The sequence below is a fragment of the Bacillus cereus group sp. BceL062 genome, from assembly GCF_051780025.1.
Taxonomy (GTDB): domain Bacteria; phylum Bacillota; class Bacilli; order Bacillales; family Bacillaceae_G; genus Bacillus_A; species Bacillus_A toyonensis.
On the sequence record NZ_JBPWGY010000009.1, the window covers coordinates 20155 to 35556 of the forward strand.

The following is a 15402-nucleotide window of genomic DNA, read 5'->3' on the forward strand; positions in this document are numbered from 1 at the left end:
TTTTTACGAAATTACGGGAAAGGTTTATAGTGTGCTAGAGGTGATGGTCCATGTTATCTGGGAAACAGTTATTATTAGAAGAACTCTCTACAGACGTACGGGATAATTTAGATGATTTGAAGAAGAAGGGAGAGGTCGTATGTGTACAAGGTGTAAAAAATAAGGCTTCTACATATATGTGTCAGCGTTGCGGAAATATAGCACAAAGACTCTTTTCATCATTTTTGTGTAAAAGGTGTAGTAAAGTCTGCACATATTGCCGGAAGTGCATAACGATGGGGAGAGTTAGTGGATGTGCTGTACTTGTTCGCGGAATTGCCGAAAAAGAGGGAGAAATGGATGTAAATCCGTTACAGTGGAAAGGAAATTTATCTACTGGCCAGAAGTTGGCTGCGCAAGGTGTTATGGAGGCTGTTAAACAGAAAGAATCGTTTTTTATTTGGGCTGTGTGCGGCGCTGGAAAAACAGAAATGTTGTTTTATGGTATTGCAGAGGCACTTCAAAAAGGAGAAAGAGTTTGTATCGCAACGCCGAGAACGGATGTTGTACTTGAATTAGCACCGAGATTGAAAGAAGTATTTCCGAATATAAATGTAGCTGCTTTATACGGTGGGAGTTTAGATCGGGAAAAAGATGCAGCGTTAGTCGTTGCGACCACCCATCAGCTATTGCGTTATTATAGAGCGTTTCATGTCATGATTGTAGATGAAATAGATGCCTTTCCATACCATGCAGATCAAATGTTGCAGTATGCGGTAAAACAAGCGATGAAAGAGAAGGCGGCATGTATTTATTTAACTGCAACTCCAGATGAAGAGTGGAAGCGTAACCTTAGAAAGGGGAAACGAAAAGGTATCGTTGTTTCTGGACGGTATCACCGTCATCCGTTGCCAGTCCCCAAATTTTGCTGGTGCGGAAACTGGAAGAAAAGCCTCATCAATAAAAGAATTCCTCAAGTTTTACTACAATGGTTAAAAGTATACTTAAATAAAAAGCACCCCATTTTTTTATTTGTTCCCCATGTGCGATATATAGAAAAAATGAGTCGGTTATTGAAGCTGTTAGACGATAGAGTTGCCGGTGTGCATGCAGAAGATCCAATGAGAAAAGAGAAAGTTGCAGCTTTCAGAAAGGGAGAAATTCCTTTATTAGTTACAACGACGATTTTGGAGAGAGGAGTAACGGTGAAAAATTTGCAAGTTGCAGTTTTAGGGACGGAAGAAGAAATATTTTCAGAAAGTGCACTCGTACAAATTGCAGGCCGGGTAGGTCGTAGTTTTGAAGAGCCGTATGGAGAGGTCATTTATTTTCATTATGGTAAGACAGAGGCGATGGTGCGCGCGAAAAAACACATTCGAAGTATGAACAAAAATGCGAAAGAACAAGGGTTGATCGATTAATGCATTGCTTACTTTGTGATGAGGATATTTCATACGCGATTAGTTGGTACAATTTTTTTGTTAAGGCTCACAAAAAGTATATATGTGAGAGATGTGAGCAAAAGATTTCCTATATTATAGGAGAGATTTGTAGAGAGTGCGGACGGTCTTTAGATTCATTGCCAGCTGAATATAAAGAAGGTGACATTTGCAAGGATTGTGTACGTTGGATGAACGTGGAGAGTTATCGACCTTTAAAAAATCGTTCATTATACATGTACGATAATGAGATGAAAGGAATACTAGCGCAGTTTAAGTTTCGTGGTGATGCTGAGTTAGTTCGTATTTTTCATCTTCCTTTTCGAAATTTATTTCAACAGTATTTTGCTAACGTTTCAACCGTTATCGCTGTTCCGCTTAGTAAGGAAAGGGAATATGAACGTGGCTTTAATCAAGCTGAGCTATTAGCAGCTTGTTTGCCTGTAGGTCCTTCTTATCCGTCATTAAGAAGAAGGGAAACAGAAAAACAAAGTAAGAAGACGCGCAAAGAAAGGATGTTGGGAAGCAATCCTTTTTATTTTCAGGGTGAAGAGATGTTTCATGGGCAACATATTTTACTCGTTGATGATGTGTATACGACAGGTATTACAGTTAGACAAATTGGCAGTCTTTTATATGATAGAGGGGCAAATGAAGTTTCTAGTTTGACGCTCTGTAGAAGTTAATCTGTAACTGTCGAAAGAGATAATAAAAAGACGATAAGTCTTCTTTGACTTCGTAAGTTGTCATTCGTTATAGTCAGAATATGGGGCGAATGCCCTGATTTTTAGAGTGAAGGGAATGGAATGAACATGCAAGGAAAAGTGAAATGGTTCAATGCAGAAAAGGGATTTGGGTTTATTGAGCGTGAAGATGGTGAGGATGTGTTTGTTCATTTTTCTGCTATTCAACAAGATGGGTATAAGTCATTAGAAGAAGGGCAACCAGTGGAGTTTGATATTGTAGATGGAGCACGTGGACCACAAGCAGCTAATGTTGTGAAACTGTAGGGATATTGTTTTTGGGAAGAGAAAGCTGCGTTTGTGGCAACGTTATATATAGTAGAACCTCTTGTTTTTCGCAAGAGGTTTTTGTTATGGGGTGAATTGTTAAAAAGTTGTTTCTTTTCTGTAACGAATTGTCCACAGTTATATTCGTTACTCACGATGTAAATAGGATAAAATAAAGATAGAAACGATGCATCTTTTCATTTCAACAAAAAACGATAAAAAAATCGCAATTCCACTAATTTTTTTAAAAAAGTTAGAAGGAGTTTTTAAGCCGATGTCGAAATTATAGTACATAGGCTTGAAAGGAGGAATTCATCTATGAAATTCAACATTCGTGGTGAAAATATTGAAGTAACTCCAGCATTAAAGGAATATGTAGAGAAAAAACTAAGTAAGTTAGAGCGTTATTTTGATACATTTCCAGAGATTAAAGTTAATTTAAAAGTATACTCTGACAAGCAACGTGTCGAGGTAACAATTCCGTTTACTGATTTATTACTTCGTGCAGAAGAAACTAATAGCGATATGTACGCTGCTATCGATTTAGTAGTTGATAAAATTGAGCGACAAATTCGTAAACATAAAACAAAAGTAAATCGTAAGTTACGTGAGAAAGGTTCTGTGAAAACTAACTTTATCCTTCCAGAAGCAGTAGCTGTTCTGGATGAGGTAGAAGAGGATGAATTAGAACTTGTACGTACAAAACGATTTGATTTAAAACCGATGGACGTTGAAGAAGCGATCTTGCAAATGGATATGCTAGGGCATAATTTCTTCGTCTTCACAAATGCTGATACAAATGAAACTAATGTTGTATATGGCCGTAAAGACGGGAAATATGGTTTAATCGAAACTAAATAATAATTCGAAAGCGCAGCCGAAAGAGGCTGCGCTTTTTTTGCTGAAAATAGATTTTTAAAAAACTTTTCCTAATTTAGAACGAGACATTCGGCCGATTGTTGTCATAGTTATAAGACAAGTGTTACAATTATCATTAGGTATATACATTTTAGTTTTTTTAATTAGGAGAAAAATTGGCATAACATACATTTGATTTTTATAACGACTGATTGTAATAGAAAAAGAAAAAACAATCGGAAGTTTTATTTTAATAAAAAAGAGGAGCGTATTTCCTATGATCGGTATTTTAAAAAAGGTATTTGATGTAAATCAACGCCAAATTAAACGTATGCAGAAGACAGTTGAGCAAATTGATGCATTAGAATCATCTATTAAGCCACTAACAGATGAACAATTAAAAGGAAAGACGCTTGAGTTTAAAGAACGTCTAACAAAAGGTGAGACAGTAGATGATCTACTTCCTGAAGCTTTTGCGGTTGTTCGCGAAGCTGCGACTCGTGTTCTTGGAATGCGTCCGTATGGCGTGCAGTTAATGGGTGGTATTGCTTTACATGAAGGGAATATCTCTGAGATGAAAACGGGTGAAGGTAAAACGTTAACATCTACATTACCTGTATATTTAAATGCTTTAACAGGAAAAGGTGTTCACGTTGTTACAGTCAATGAATACTTAGCACAACGTGATGCGAGCGAAATGGGACAACTTCATGAGTTCCTTGGCTTAACAGTAGGAATTAACTTAAATAGTATGTCACGCGAAGAGAAGCAAGAGGCTTATGCTGCTGATATTACGTATAGCACAAATAATGAGCTTGGATTCGATTACTTACGTGACAATATGGTTTTATATAGAGAGCAGTGCGTTCAGCGTCCACTTCATTTTGCTATTATCGATGAAGTCGATTCTATTTTAGTCGATGAAGCACGTACGCCGCTTATTATTTCGGGGCAAGCTCAAAAATCAACAGAGCTATACATGTTTGCAAATGCATTCGTTCGTACATTAGAAAATGAAAAAGAGTATTCATTCGATGTGAAAACGAAAAATGTAATGTTAACTGAAGATGGTATTACGAAAGCAGAGAAAGCTTTCCATATTGAAAACTTATTTGATTTAAAACATGTTGCACTTCTTCATCATATTAATCAGGCACTTCGTGCGCATGTTGTTATGCACCGTGATACAGACTATGTTGTACAAGAAGGTGAAATCGTAATTGTAGACCAATTCACTGGTCGTCTGATGAAAGGGCGTCGTTATAGCGAAGGTTTACACCAAGCGATTGAAGCAAAAGAAGGCGTAGAAATTCAAAATGAAAGTATGACGCTTGCGACAATTACGTTCCAGAACTACTTCCGTATGTACGAAAAGTTATCTGGTATGACTGGTACAGCGAAAACGGAAGAAGAAGAATTCCGTAATATTTATAATATGAATGTTATCGTAATTCCAACGAACAAAGATATTATTCGTGATGACCGTGCTGATTTAATCTTCAAATCAATGGAAGGTAAATTCAATGCAGTTGTTGAGGATATTGTAAATCGTCATAAACAAGGACAACCTGTACTTGTTGGTACAGTTGCAATTGAAACGTCAGAGCTTATTTCAAAAATGTTAACACGTAAAGGTGTACGCCATAATATTTTAAACGCGAAAAACCATGCGCGTGAAGCAGATATCATTGCAGAAGCTGGTATTAAAGGTGCTGTAACAATTGCGACGAATATGGCTGGTCGTGGTACGGATATTAAATTAGGCGATGATATTAAAAATATCGGTCTAGCGGTTATCGGTACAGAGCGTCACGAAAGCCGTCGTATTGATAATCAGTTACGTGGTCGTGCTGGTCGTCAAGGGGACCCTGGTGTAACGCAGTTCTATTTATCAATGGAAGATGAACTAATGCGCCGCTTCGGCTCTGACAATATGAAAGCGATGATGGATCGTCTTGGTATGGATGATTCACAGCCGATTGAAAGTAAAATGGTTTCTCGTGCAGTAGAATCTGCGCAAAAACGTGTAGAAGGAAATAACTATGATGCACGTAAGCAGTTATTACAATACGATGATGTGCTTCGTCAGCAACGTGAAGTTATTTACAAACAGCGTCAAGAAGTAATGGATTCTGAGAACTTACGTAGTATTATTGAAGGTATGATGAAATCTACAGTAGAACGTGCTGTTGCGCTTCATACACAAGAGGAAATTGAAGAAGATTGGAACATTAAAGGTCTTGTTGACTACTTAAATACAAACCTTCTGCAAGAAGGCGATATAAAAGAAGAAGAATTACGTCGTCTTGCTCCAGAAGAAATGAGCGAGCCGATTATCGCGAAATTAATAGAGCGTTACAACGACAAAGAAAAGCTTATGCCAGAAGAGCAAATGCGTGAGTTCGAAAAAGTTGTTGTATTCCGTGTAGTAGATACGAAATGGACAGAGCATATTGATGCGATGGACCACCTTCGTGAAGGTATTCATTTACGTGCTTACGGTCAAATCGATCCACTTCGTGAGTATCAAATGGAAGGATTCGCAATGTTCGAGTCAATGATTGCTTCTATTGAAGAGGAAATCTCTCGTTACATTATGAAAGCTGAAATTGAACAAAACTTAGAGCGTCAAGAAGTTGTTCAAGGTGAAGCTGTTCATCCATCTAGCGATGGCGAAGAAGCGAAGAAAAAGCCTGTTGTAAAAGGTGATCAAGTGGGCCGTAACGATTTATGCAAATGTGGTAGTGGCAAGAAATATAAAAACTGCTGTGGTATTGTAAGCTAATAAAAACTGCGGCTGTTGAATTCAGCTTGTTTTGCAAATTATAATAAAAAGGATTAAACTCTCTCCCTAATAAGTGGAGAGAGTTTCCCTTGTTTTCATACGAAAGTAATAGCAATTACATAGAGGTGAAGGAAATGGAATTAGTAGAAATTAGACAGGAATTAGAGAAAATGGCTAAGAGATTAGCGGCTTTTAGGGGGTCTCTTTGACCTCCCTACTAAGGAGAAACAAATTGCAGAATTAGAAGAAAAAATGATGGGCGCAGGATTTTGGGATGACCAACAAGGCGCTCAAACTGTAATTAACGAAGCAAATGCGTTAAAAGATATGGTTGGAAAGTTCCGTCAGTTAGACGAGACGTTCGAAAACTTAGAAGTAACGCATGAACTCTTAAAAGAAGAATATGATGAAGATTTACATGAGGAATTAGAATCGGAAGTAAAAGGCTTAATTCAAGAAATGAATGAGTATGAGCTTCAATTACTATTAAGTGATCCTTATGATAAAAATAATGCGATTTTAGAATTACACCCAGGTGCAGGTGGAACAGAGTCACAAGACTGGGGTTCTATGTTATTACGTATGTATACACGCTGGGCTGAAAAACGTGGATTTAAAGTAGAAACAGTTGACTACTTACCAGGTGATGAAGCTGGTATTAAGAGTGTTACTTTATTAATTAAAGGTCATAACGCTTACGGTTATTTAAAAGCAGAGAAAGGTGTACATCGTCTTGTACGTATTTCACCGTTCGATTCTTCAGGCCGTCGTCATACATCATTCGTATCTTGTGAAGTGGTACCTGAGTTCAATGATGAAGTTGAAATTGAAGTGCGTACAGAAGACTTAAAAATTGATACGTACCGTGCAAGTGGAGCTGGTGGACAGCACATTAATACGACAGATTCAGCAGTTCGTATTACGCATACACCGACAAATACGGTTGTAACGTGTCAGTCAGAGCGTTCTCAAATTAAAAACCGTGAGCATGCGATGAAAATGTTAAAAGCAAAATTATATCAAAAGAAATTAGAAGAGCAACAAGCACAATTAGATGAAATCCGCGGGGAACAAAAAGAAATTGGATGGGGCAGCCAAATTCGTTCTTACGTATTCCACCCGTATTCTCTTGTAAAAGACCATCGTACAAATACAGAAGTTGGTAACGTACAAGCAGTTATGGATGGAGAAATTGATCCATTTATTGATGCTTACTTACGTTCTCGCATCTAATAACCAGTGGGGGAATCCCCACTGATTATTAGCTTTAACAAATCTGGCTTTTACGGGCAGCCCGACCCTCACCTAACTTCTTTGCTTTTGTTGAATTTTGAGGTAGGGGTCTTACTACCCAGTAAATAGTGGGATAAGAGAAAAAGCCAACAAAATTGTTGGCCCATGCTGAGAAAATAGAGGATATACAACGTTTTATTTATATGGATGAAGTACAGGGGAAGAGAAGTTGGAAACGACAACTTCTCTTTTTGATGGGGTTATATGCAGAATACAATGTTGTATATTGTTTTGTAAAAAGTAGAGAATAGTAAAACAGAGCGGCAATAGAGTAAGATTTTATAAAGGACTTTTTTGATTTGCCTTTTAAAAAGATTCTTTATAGAAGTTTTTACGTTGTTCACAGAATTGAAACAAATTATGGAAGCTTTATTTTATCAGGGTTCTCACTGTATTTTTCAAGAATATGAAATATACCTTAGTTTTTCTATATAAAGATAATGCTTATAATAAAAATGAGTGTGTTAGGAATGAAAAGAATATCAACAATGGGGAGCGATAGAATTGAAAAAGAAATTGTTGGCTATTGCACTAGGTACATCAGTCGTTTTTGCTTTAGGAGCATGTGGAAATAAAGAAGAGAGCAAGCCTTCGAAACAATCTGCAAGCACAGATAGCCCAGAGCAAATTTATCAAAAAAGTTGTATAGGCTGCCATGCGAAAGATTTATCAGGAGCAACTGGGCCAGATTTACGAAAAGTAGGGCAGAAATATGATGCAGCAGAGATTGAAAAGATTATTGAAAAAGGTCGCGGTTCAATGTCACCGGGAATTGTTCAAGGTGAAGATGCGAAAAAAGTAGCTGAGTGGTTAGCTGAACATAAATAAGAAGAGAAAAATGGGCGAGTTGATTATATAATCTTATCTAAAAATGACTTTGGATAAGAGTTATAACAACTCGTCTCCTTTTTCTGGGATGTAACATAACTGTAACAAAAATGTATCCGAACTGGAAACCGTTTGATGTTACAATGAGGTTTGTAGAATTTTGCTGAAATATATTACATAGAGTAGCGGTGCGAATAAAAAGCATGTAAGTAAGCTGCCTTCAACAAGAATGGTTAAATGAAAATAAAGGATTCCTTTTTATTTTCACATGTACAAAAAAGTATTTCGAAAAAAAAATCATTAAGCATTGGGTGATAAATAATGATAAAAATGACGAATGTTTATAAGGAGTACCCGAATGGTATGAAAGCCGTTGCTGGTCTCACAGTTAACATTAAACAAGGTGAATTCGTATACGTAGTTGGACCGAGTGGAGCCGGAAAATCTACATTTATTAAAATGATGTATCGTGAAGAAAAGCCAACTACAGGATCTATTAATGTAAATGGACTTACTATCGAATCATTGGCAGAAAGAGATGTTCCATATTTCCGTCGTCAATTAGGCGTGATTTTCCAAGATTTTAAATTATTACCTAAATTAACGGTATATGAGAATGTTGCGTTTGCTTTAGAAGTAATTGAAGAAGAACCAGATGCGATTCGTGAGCGTGTTACTGAAGTGTTAGGGCTAGTAGGTCTAGACGATCGTGCAGACGCACTTCCAAGTGAACTTTCAGGTGGAGAGCAGCAACGTGTGGCTATTGCAAGAGCGATTGTTAATAGACCAAAGGTTGTAATTGCCGATGAGCCAACTGGTAATTTAGATATTGAAACAGCTCTTGATATTATGAAGATCTTTACGCGCATTAATGAGCGTGGTACAACGATTGTTATGGCGACGCATAATGCAGATATCGTAAATACAATCCGTCATCGTGTAATCGCGATTGAAGGCGGAAAAATTGTTCGAGACGAGATTGAGGGAGGATACGGATATGAAGGCTAAAACCCTTAGTCGACATTTGCGAGAAGGTGTAAAAAATCTATCCCGTAACGGATGGATGACATTTGCTTCTGTAAGTGCAGTAACAGTTACATTATTACTTGTAGGTGTCTTTTTAACAGCGATTATGAATATGAACCATTTTGCTACAAAAGTAGAGCAAGATGTAGAAATTCGTGTACACATTGATCCAGCAGCAAAAGAAGCTGATCAAAAGAAATTAGAAGAAGATATGAGTAAGGTCGCGAAAGTAGATTCTATTAAATACTCTTCTAAAGAAGAAGAATTGAAACGTTTAATTAAAAGTTTAGGCGATAGTGGAAAAACGTTCGAGTTATTTGAGCAAGATAACCCACTGAAAAACGTATTTATTGTAAAAGCGAAAGAGCCAACTGATACAGCACAAATTGCGAAAAAGATTGAAAAAATGCAGTTTGTAAGTAACGTTCAATACGGTAAAGGTCAAGTTGAAAAATTATTTGATACTGTAAAAACAGGACGTAATATCGGGATTGCATTAATTGCAGGTCTTTTATTCACAGCGATGTTCTTAATCTCTAATACAATTAAAATTACAATCTATGCTCGTAGTACTGAGATTGAAATTATGAAACTTGTAGGTGCAACAAACTGGTTTATTCGTTGGCCGTTCTTGCTAGAAGGATTATTCCTAGGAGTATTAGGATCAATTATTCCAATTGGTCTAATTCTAGTTACGTATAATTCACTACAAAGTGTGTTTAATGAAAAACTTGGCGGAACAATTTTCGAGCTTTTACCATACAGCCCATTCGTATTCCAATTAGCTGGTTTATTAGTGTTAATCGGTGCGTTAATCGGTATGTGGGGAAGTGTAATGTCAATTCGTCGCTTCTTAAAAGTATAAAAAGTTGCAAACATAATTCGTACAAGCTTATCATATAGTAGAAATAGGTAAAGGCATCACACGCTGTGTGATGCCTTTTGCTACACCACCTGTGTGTTTTGGAAAGGGGAATTCCGCATTGAAACGTAGAGTTGCAATTATTGGAATGGTTGTTGCATTTTTAATTGGTGCTGGCGGAATGTTTGCAGGAATGTCTGTATTTGGGGTTAACCCAGCAGAAGTAACGCAAACAATTTCGAGTGGGAACGCTAGCACGACGCAAGGGAATTTGGCAAAAATTAATGAGGCATATGGACTAATTGATTCACGTTATGTGGAAGACGTGAAAGATGACAAGTTAGTTGAAGGTGCAATACAAGGCATGTTGTCTACGCTGAAGGACCCTTATTCCACGTATATGGATAAAGAAACAGCCAAACAGTTTAGTGAATCACTTGATCCCGAGTTAGAGGGGATTGGGGCTGAGGTGAACAAAACAGACGGTAAGCTTATTATCGTATCGCCAATTAAAGGTTCACCAGCAGAAAAGATTGGAATTAAGCCGAATGACCAAATTTTATCTGTAGATGGAAACAGTGTAAAAGACTTATCGCGTGAAGAAGCTGTATTAAAAATTCGTGGTAAAAAGGGAACGACTGTCGCGATTGAAATTAAACGTGCAGGAGTAACTGATCCGATTGTATTCAAAATTAAGCGTGAAAAAATCCCAATCTTCACGGTAGTTAGTTCTGTGAAACAAGAGAATGGAAAAGATATCGGTTATATGCAAATTACTTCTTTTGCTGAAAATACAGCGAAAGAATTTAAGGATCAGTTAAAAGAGTTAGAGAAGAAAAACATAAAAGGTTTAGTTATTGACGTTCGTGGTAATCCTGGTGGCTATTTAAATAGTGTAGAAGATATACTAGGAGAAATTATGACGAACAAAAAGCCGATGCTACAAGTAGAGCAGCGAAATGGTGAGAAAAAGCAAATCTCTACAGAGCTGAAAGAGAGGAAGCCATATCCAATTTCAGTATTGATTGATAAAGGAAGTGCTTCTGCTTCGGAAATTTTAGCTGGCGCATTGAAAGAAGGAGAAGGTTACGATTTAATTGGTGAAACAACATTTGGTAAAGGAACTGTTCAGCAAGCCGTTCCGTTTAAAGATGGCAGTAACATTAAATTAACGATGTTCAAATGGTTAACTCCAGATGGAAACTGGATTCATAAAAAGGGAATCAAGCCAACTGTAGAAGTGAAACAACCAGATTACTACCATGCGACACCAATTCAAATTGAAAAAACACTTTCATACAATTCAAATGATGTGCAAGTGAAGCATGCGCAAGAGATGCTGAAAAGCTTAGGTTATGTACCGGGGCGTGAAGATGGTTACTTTAGTAAAGAGACAGAATCAGCACTGAAAGCATTCCAAAATGCGAATGAGATGGAAGCGACAGGACAGCTTGATAAAAAGACAGCTGAGGCAATTCAAACTAAAATCATTGAAAAAATCCGTTCTGGAGAAAATGATCTACAATTACAGGCAGCATTAAAATTAATAGCGAAATAAGAAGAAATACAGGCATTTTATTGCCTGTATTTTTTTGTGTTAAACAAACGTTTGTCCAGTTATGATAATATAAAAAGAAAGAATGATATAAATGGTGGTGAATGAGTTCGTGGAGGCATGGCTTTTTGAAATAATGCGGGCAGTTGGACGTTTTTTCTTGCACCCTGCTGTCTATGTATTTTTAATAAGTAGTATCTTCGTTGGATATTTACGTATATTACGAGAACGAAAAGATTTTTCTTTTAAAGTTTATGATATTTGGTTTGAATTGCGAACATCTCTATTTGCAGGGCTTGGATATGGATTAATCGTATCTATTATTACGATTGGGCTTGGACTTGTTGTTTCCAAGGCGAGCTTATGGGCCATTTTACTTTGGACATTATTATTTGGATTAACTGCTATGTATCGATATTTATCGGCAGCTTATACGTTCAGTATCGCAATTGTATGTGTTTTATTATCTTCTAAGCTGCCAGTTTCCTTCTTACAGCTTGGAGAAGGTGAAGAGGGTACGATTGTATCTCTTGCTATTTTACTAGGCATCATGCTTGTTGTGGAGGGCTTATTGATTTCTAAAAACGCGGTGAGATATTCTACACCGAGGATTAGGAAGGGGAAACGTGGGCTCAAGATTGGTTTACACGAATCGAAGCGTTTATGGATCGTGCCGATTTTTATTCTTGTACCAGGTGATGCGGTAACCCAGTTTATTTCATGGTGGCCTGTCGTTTCAATAGGGACAAATACATATTCTCTATTCCTCGTTCCATTTTTAATTGGATTTATGCGAAAGATTAGAAGTTATGAGCCGACGGAAGCTTTACTCTTTACAGGAAGACGTGTTTATGGATTAGCTGGTCTTGTACTTGTTTTAGGGGTCGCGAGTTATTGGTGGCACGTACTTGCTATTATTGCAATGGGTGTCGCAATGCTTGGACGTTTTACGATTTCGATGCAAGAAAAAATTGTAGATGAGACAAGACCGGCATATTTCGCTGCACGCAATGATGGACTTGTCGTGTTAGATACAATTCCAAATACAATTGGGGCCGAGCTGAATTTACTGCCTGGAGAAATAATTACGAAAGTAAATGGAGTCGTTCCAAGGAGTGCCGAAGAATTTTATGATGCGCTTCAAACGAAAACAACAGGAGCTTTTTGTAAATTAGAGGTGGTAGATACAAATGGTGAGCTTCGTCTTGCTCAAACAGCATTATATGCTGGAGGACATCATGAGTTAGGCGTTGTATTTGTTCAGCAAGAGCACGAGTGGGATTCGGAAGCGATGTAATAAAAATGAGGGTGTTACCACTAGGTGACACCCTTTTTGTTTGATTGGGAGCAGCAGTACATGAAATTTATATCGGCGATTATCAGAATATATCAGCGCAATTGAAAATATATCGACTTTCTGGCAAAAAACGACAACTATCGCAAACCTTATTTGTAGTTTCGTAGTCGAATAACTTGAATAATTATTTGATAATGGTTATCATTTAGGGAGTCTTTTAATTTGGAAAAGGGAGGAAATATATGCTACGTAAATTTTTTTCTTACTATAAACCATATAAAGGTTTATTTATACTCGATTTTTCTTGCGCGGTTATCGCAGGATTACTGGAACTTGGTTTCCCGCTTATCGTAAATCAATTTATTGATAAGTTATTACCAGGACAAAACTGGACGCTTATTTTATGGGCTTGTTTTGGTTTACTTGCAGTTTATATGTTAAATGCAGGTTTACAATATGTTGTTACCTACTGGGGGCATATGCTAGGAGTTAACATTGAAACAGATATGAGGCAGAAATTATTTGATCATATTCAAAAGCTATCATTCAGATTTTTTGATAATAATAAAACAGGTCATCTAATTTCACGTCTTACGAACGATTTAATGGAAATTGGGGAAATTGCTCACCACGGGCCAGAGGATTTATTCATCGCCGTAATGACTTTAGTTGGGGCATTTTCATTTATGATGATGATTAACTGGAAGTTAGCGCTTCTAACATTCTTTGTAATTCCATTTCTATTATGGTTGGCGCTTTACTTCAATAAAAAAATGACGGGTACGTTTAGACGTTTATTCTCAGATGTTGCTGATTTTAATGCATGTATCGAAAATAACGTCGGTGGTATTCGCGTTGTACAAGCATTCGGAAATGAAAAGTTTGAGAAAGACCAATTCGCTGTGAACAATGCTCGTTTCCGTACAACGAAATTAATGGCGTATAAAATTATGGCGCTAAACTCATCCATTAGTTATATGCTCATGCGTCTCGTAACGCTCTTCGTATTAATATGTGGCACATGGTTTGTTCTGCAAGGTGAGTTAACGTATGGTGGATTTATCGGATTCGTCTTATTAACGAATATTTTCTTCCGACCAATTGAGAAAATTAATGCAGTTATTGAAAGTTATCCGAAAGGAATCGCAGGTTTTAAAAGGTATGTAGAACTTCTTGAAACAGAGCCTGATATTGTGGATTCTAAAGATGCGATAGAAGTAAAGCATGTACACGGTGATATTCACTATAACAACATTACGTTCGGATATGAAAATAAAGAACCAATCTTAAATGATATTAGCTTGAAAATACACGCAGGTGAAACAGTTGCGTTCGTTGGGCCATCAGGGGCAGGGAAAACAACGTTATGTAGTTTATTACCACGCTTTTATGAGCAGGAATCTGGGTCAATCCAAATTGATGGCATTGATACGAAAGAGATGACTTTATCGTCACTTCGTAAACAAATTGGAATTGTACAGCAAGATGTATTCTTATTCTCAGGAACGATTCGCGAAAATATCGCTTATGGAAATTTACAGGCTTCAGAGGCTGCAATTTGGCAGGCGGTAAAACGTGCTCAGTTGGAGGATTTAATTTACTCGCAACCAGACGGTTTAGATACAGTTATCGGTGAGCGTGGTGTGAAACTTTCAGGGGGACAGAAGCAGCGTCTAGCAATTGCTCGTATGTTCTTGAAAAACCCGCCAATTTTAATATTAGATGAAGCGACTTCTGCATTAGATACAGAGACGGAACTTGCTATTCAAAAATCACTTGCAGAACTAGCTGTCGGTCGTACAACATTAGTTATTGCTCACAGGCTTGCAACTATTAAAAATGCGGATCGTATCGTCGTTGTAAATAAAGATGGTATTGCAGAACAAGGTTCGCATGAGGAATTAATTGAGCGAGGCGGAGGGTATAGCCGATTATACGAAGCGCAGTTTAGTTCGTAAATATAATTTCTGCTGAATTCGTGCACCATAAGTAAGTGGAAATCTTATATGGGAGGTTATAAAGCATGATTGTAACAACAACATCTACAATTCAAGGGAAAGAAATTATTGAGTATATTGATATCGTGAATGGAGAAGCGATTATGGGTGCGAATATTGTTCGTGACCTTTTCGCATCTGTCCGTGACGTTGTCGGCGGCCGTGCAGGCGCTTATGAAAGTAAATTAAAAGAAGCACGCGACATCGCAATGGAAGAGATGAAAACATTCGCAAGGCAAAAAAATGCGAATGCCATCGTTGGTATCGACGTGGATTACGAAGTAGTTCGCGAAGGAATGCTAATGGTTGCGGTGAGTGGGACTGCTGTCCGTATATAAAGTGAAACTTTAATCAGTGGGGGGCATCCCGGCTAGTTATTAGCCTTCACCAACTGGGCATTTAATGCCCACAAGTAGCAAGATAAAGTGAAAAGCCGTGCTGGTGCACGGCTTTTTGTTATTGTGATGTCTAAT

13 protein-coding genes are annotated in these 15402 nt (G+C 37.5%); all 13 read left to right on the forward strand.

The annotated features are described in order from the left end of the window. The first annotated feature begins 50 nt into the window (after nucleotides 1–50). Nucleotides 51–1400 carry an ATP-dependent helicase ComFA gene (gene comFA / locus ACS2MN_RS20115; protein ID WP_000948472.1) on the forward strand — a complete coding sequence of 450 codons (1350 nt, stop codon included), beginning with the start codon at nucleotides 51–53 and terminating at the stop codon, nucleotides 1398–1400. Beyond that, nucleotides 1400–2104, forward strand: coding sequence for a ComF family protein (locus tag ACS2MN_RS20120; RefSeq protein WP_000543523.1), 705 nt, complete (start codon nucleotides 1400–1402; stop codon nucleotides 2102–2104). The genes comFA and ACS2MN_RS20120 overlap by 1 nt, the downstream gene beginning before the upstream one ends. Before the next feature lie 126 nt (nucleotides 2105–2230). Beyond that, nucleotides 2231–2428 carry a cold shock protein CspC gene (cspC, locus tag ACS2MN_RS20125; protein ID WP_088055807.1) on the forward strand — a complete coding sequence of 66 codons (198 nt, stop codon included), beginning with the start codon at nucleotides 2231–2233 and terminating at the stop codon, nucleotides 2426–2428. 318 nt (nucleotides 2429–2746) lie between these two features. Beyond that, the gene (hpf, locus tag ACS2MN_RS20130) at nucleotides 2747–3289 is read left to right on the forward strand and encodes a ribosome hibernation-promoting factor, HPF/YfiA family (RefSeq protein WP_000671188.1); all 543 of its coding nucleotides are present in this window, start codon (nucleotides 2747–2749) and stop codon (nucleotides 3287–3289) included. Nucleotides 3290–3563: 274 nt separating this feature from the next. Then, nucleotides 3564–6071: a preprotein translocase subunit SecA gene (gene secA, locus ACS2MN_RS20135; protein ID WP_000579396.1), complete on the forward strand. Its 2508-nt coding sequence runs from the start codon at nucleotides 3564–3566 to the stop codon at nucleotides 6069–6071. A 134-nt stretch (nucleotides 6072–6205) separates the two neighbouring features. Then, nucleotides 6206–7304 (forward strand): peptide chain release factor 2 gene (prfB, locus tag ACS2MN_RS20140; RefSeq protein ID WP_096001583.1). Its coding sequence is split into 2 segments (ribosomal slippage): nucleotides 6206–6277 and nucleotides 6279–7304, totalling 1098 coding nucleotides; the frame shifts between segments, so codons are not numbered across the junction. 564 nt (nucleotides 7305–7868) lie between these two features. Further along, the gene (cccB, locus tag ACS2MN_RS20145; protein ID WP_200203499.1) at nucleotides 7869–8192 is read left to right on the forward strand and encodes a cytochrome c551; all 324 of its coding nucleotides are present in this window, start codon (nucleotides 7869–7871) and stop codon (nucleotides 8190–8192) included. Nucleotides 8193–8513: 321 nt separating this feature from the next. Then, nucleotides 8514–9200 carry a cell division ATP-binding protein FtsE gene (gene ftsE, locus ACS2MN_RS20150; protein ID WP_000594334.1) on the forward strand — a complete coding sequence of 229 codons (687 nt, stop codon included), beginning with the start codon at nucleotides 8514–8516 and terminating at the stop codon, nucleotides 9198–9200. After that, on the forward strand, nucleotides 9190–10083 hold the full coding sequence (gene ftsX, locus ACS2MN_RS20155; RefSeq protein WP_000645031.1) for a permease-like cell division protein FtsX: 894 nt from the start codon (nucleotides 9190–9192) through the stop codon (nucleotides 10081–10083). The genes ftsE and ftsX overlap by 11 nt, the downstream gene beginning before the upstream one ends. A gap of 118 nt (nucleotides 10084–10201) precedes the next feature. Further along, the gene (locus ACS2MN_RS20160; protein WP_000830308.1) at nucleotides 10202–11638 is read left to right on the forward strand and encodes a S41 family peptidase; all 1437 of its coding nucleotides are present in this window, start codon (nucleotides 10202–10204) and stop codon (nucleotides 11636–11638) included. A gap of 109 nt (nucleotides 11639–11747) precedes the next feature. Continuing rightward, nucleotides 11748–12932, forward strand: coding sequence for a PDZ domain-containing protein (locus ACS2MN_RS20165; RefSeq protein ID WP_016107240.1), 1185 nt, complete (start codon nucleotides 11748–11750; stop codon nucleotides 12930–12932). A 242-nt stretch (nucleotides 12933–13174) separates the two neighbouring features. Next, complete coding sequence (locus ACS2MN_RS20170; protein WP_000944601.1) at nucleotides 13175–14890, forward strand: ABC transporter ATP-binding protein; 1716 nt, start codon at nucleotides 13175–13177, stop codon at nucleotides 14888–14890. 65 nt (nucleotides 14891–14955) lie between these two features. After that, nucleotides 14956–15267, forward strand: coding sequence for a heavy metal-binding domain-containing protein (locus tag ACS2MN_RS20175; protein WP_000637523.1), 312 nt, complete (start codon nucleotides 14956–14958; stop codon nucleotides 15265–15267). Nucleotides 15268–15402 lie beyond the last annotated feature (135 nt).

What these genes read in the sequence shown, in the direction of transcription:
- cspC (WP_088055807.1), top strand. Translation starts at nt 2,231, where the DNA reads ATGCAAGGAAAAGTGAAATGGTTCAATGCAGAAAAGGGATTTGGGTTT.
- ftsX (WP_000645031.1), top strand. Translation starts at nt 9,190, where the DNA reads ATGAAGGCTAAAACCCTTAGTCGACATTTGCGAGAAGGTGTAAAAAAT.
- ACS2MN_RS20170 (WP_000944601.1), top strand. Translation starts at nt 13,175, where the DNA reads ATGCTACGTAAATTTTTTTCTTACTATAAACCATATAAAGGTTTATTT.
- secA (WP_000579396.1), top strand. Translation starts at nt 3,564, where the DNA reads ATGATCGGTATTTTAAAAAAGGTATTTGATGTAAATCAACGCCAAATT.
- ftsE (WP_000594334.1), top strand. Translation starts at nt 8,514, where the DNA reads ATGATAAAAATGACGAATGTTTATAAGGAGTACCCGAATGGTATGAAA.
- comFA (WP_000948472.1), top strand. Translation starts at nt 51, where the DNA reads ATGTTATCTGGGAAACAGTTATTATTAGAAGAACTCTCTACAGACGTA.
- hpf (WP_000671188.1), top strand. Translation starts at nt 2,747, where the DNA reads ATGAAATTCAACATTCGTGGTGAAAATATTGAAGTAACTCCAGCATTA.
- ACS2MN_RS20120 (WP_000543523.1), top strand. Translation starts at nt 1,400, where the DNA reads ATGCATTGCTTACTTTGTGATGAGGATATTTCATACGCGATTAGTTGG.
- ACS2MN_RS20175 (WP_000637523.1), top strand. Translation starts at nt 14,956, where the DNA reads ATGATTGTAACAACAACATCTACAATTCAAGGGAAAGAAATTATTGAG.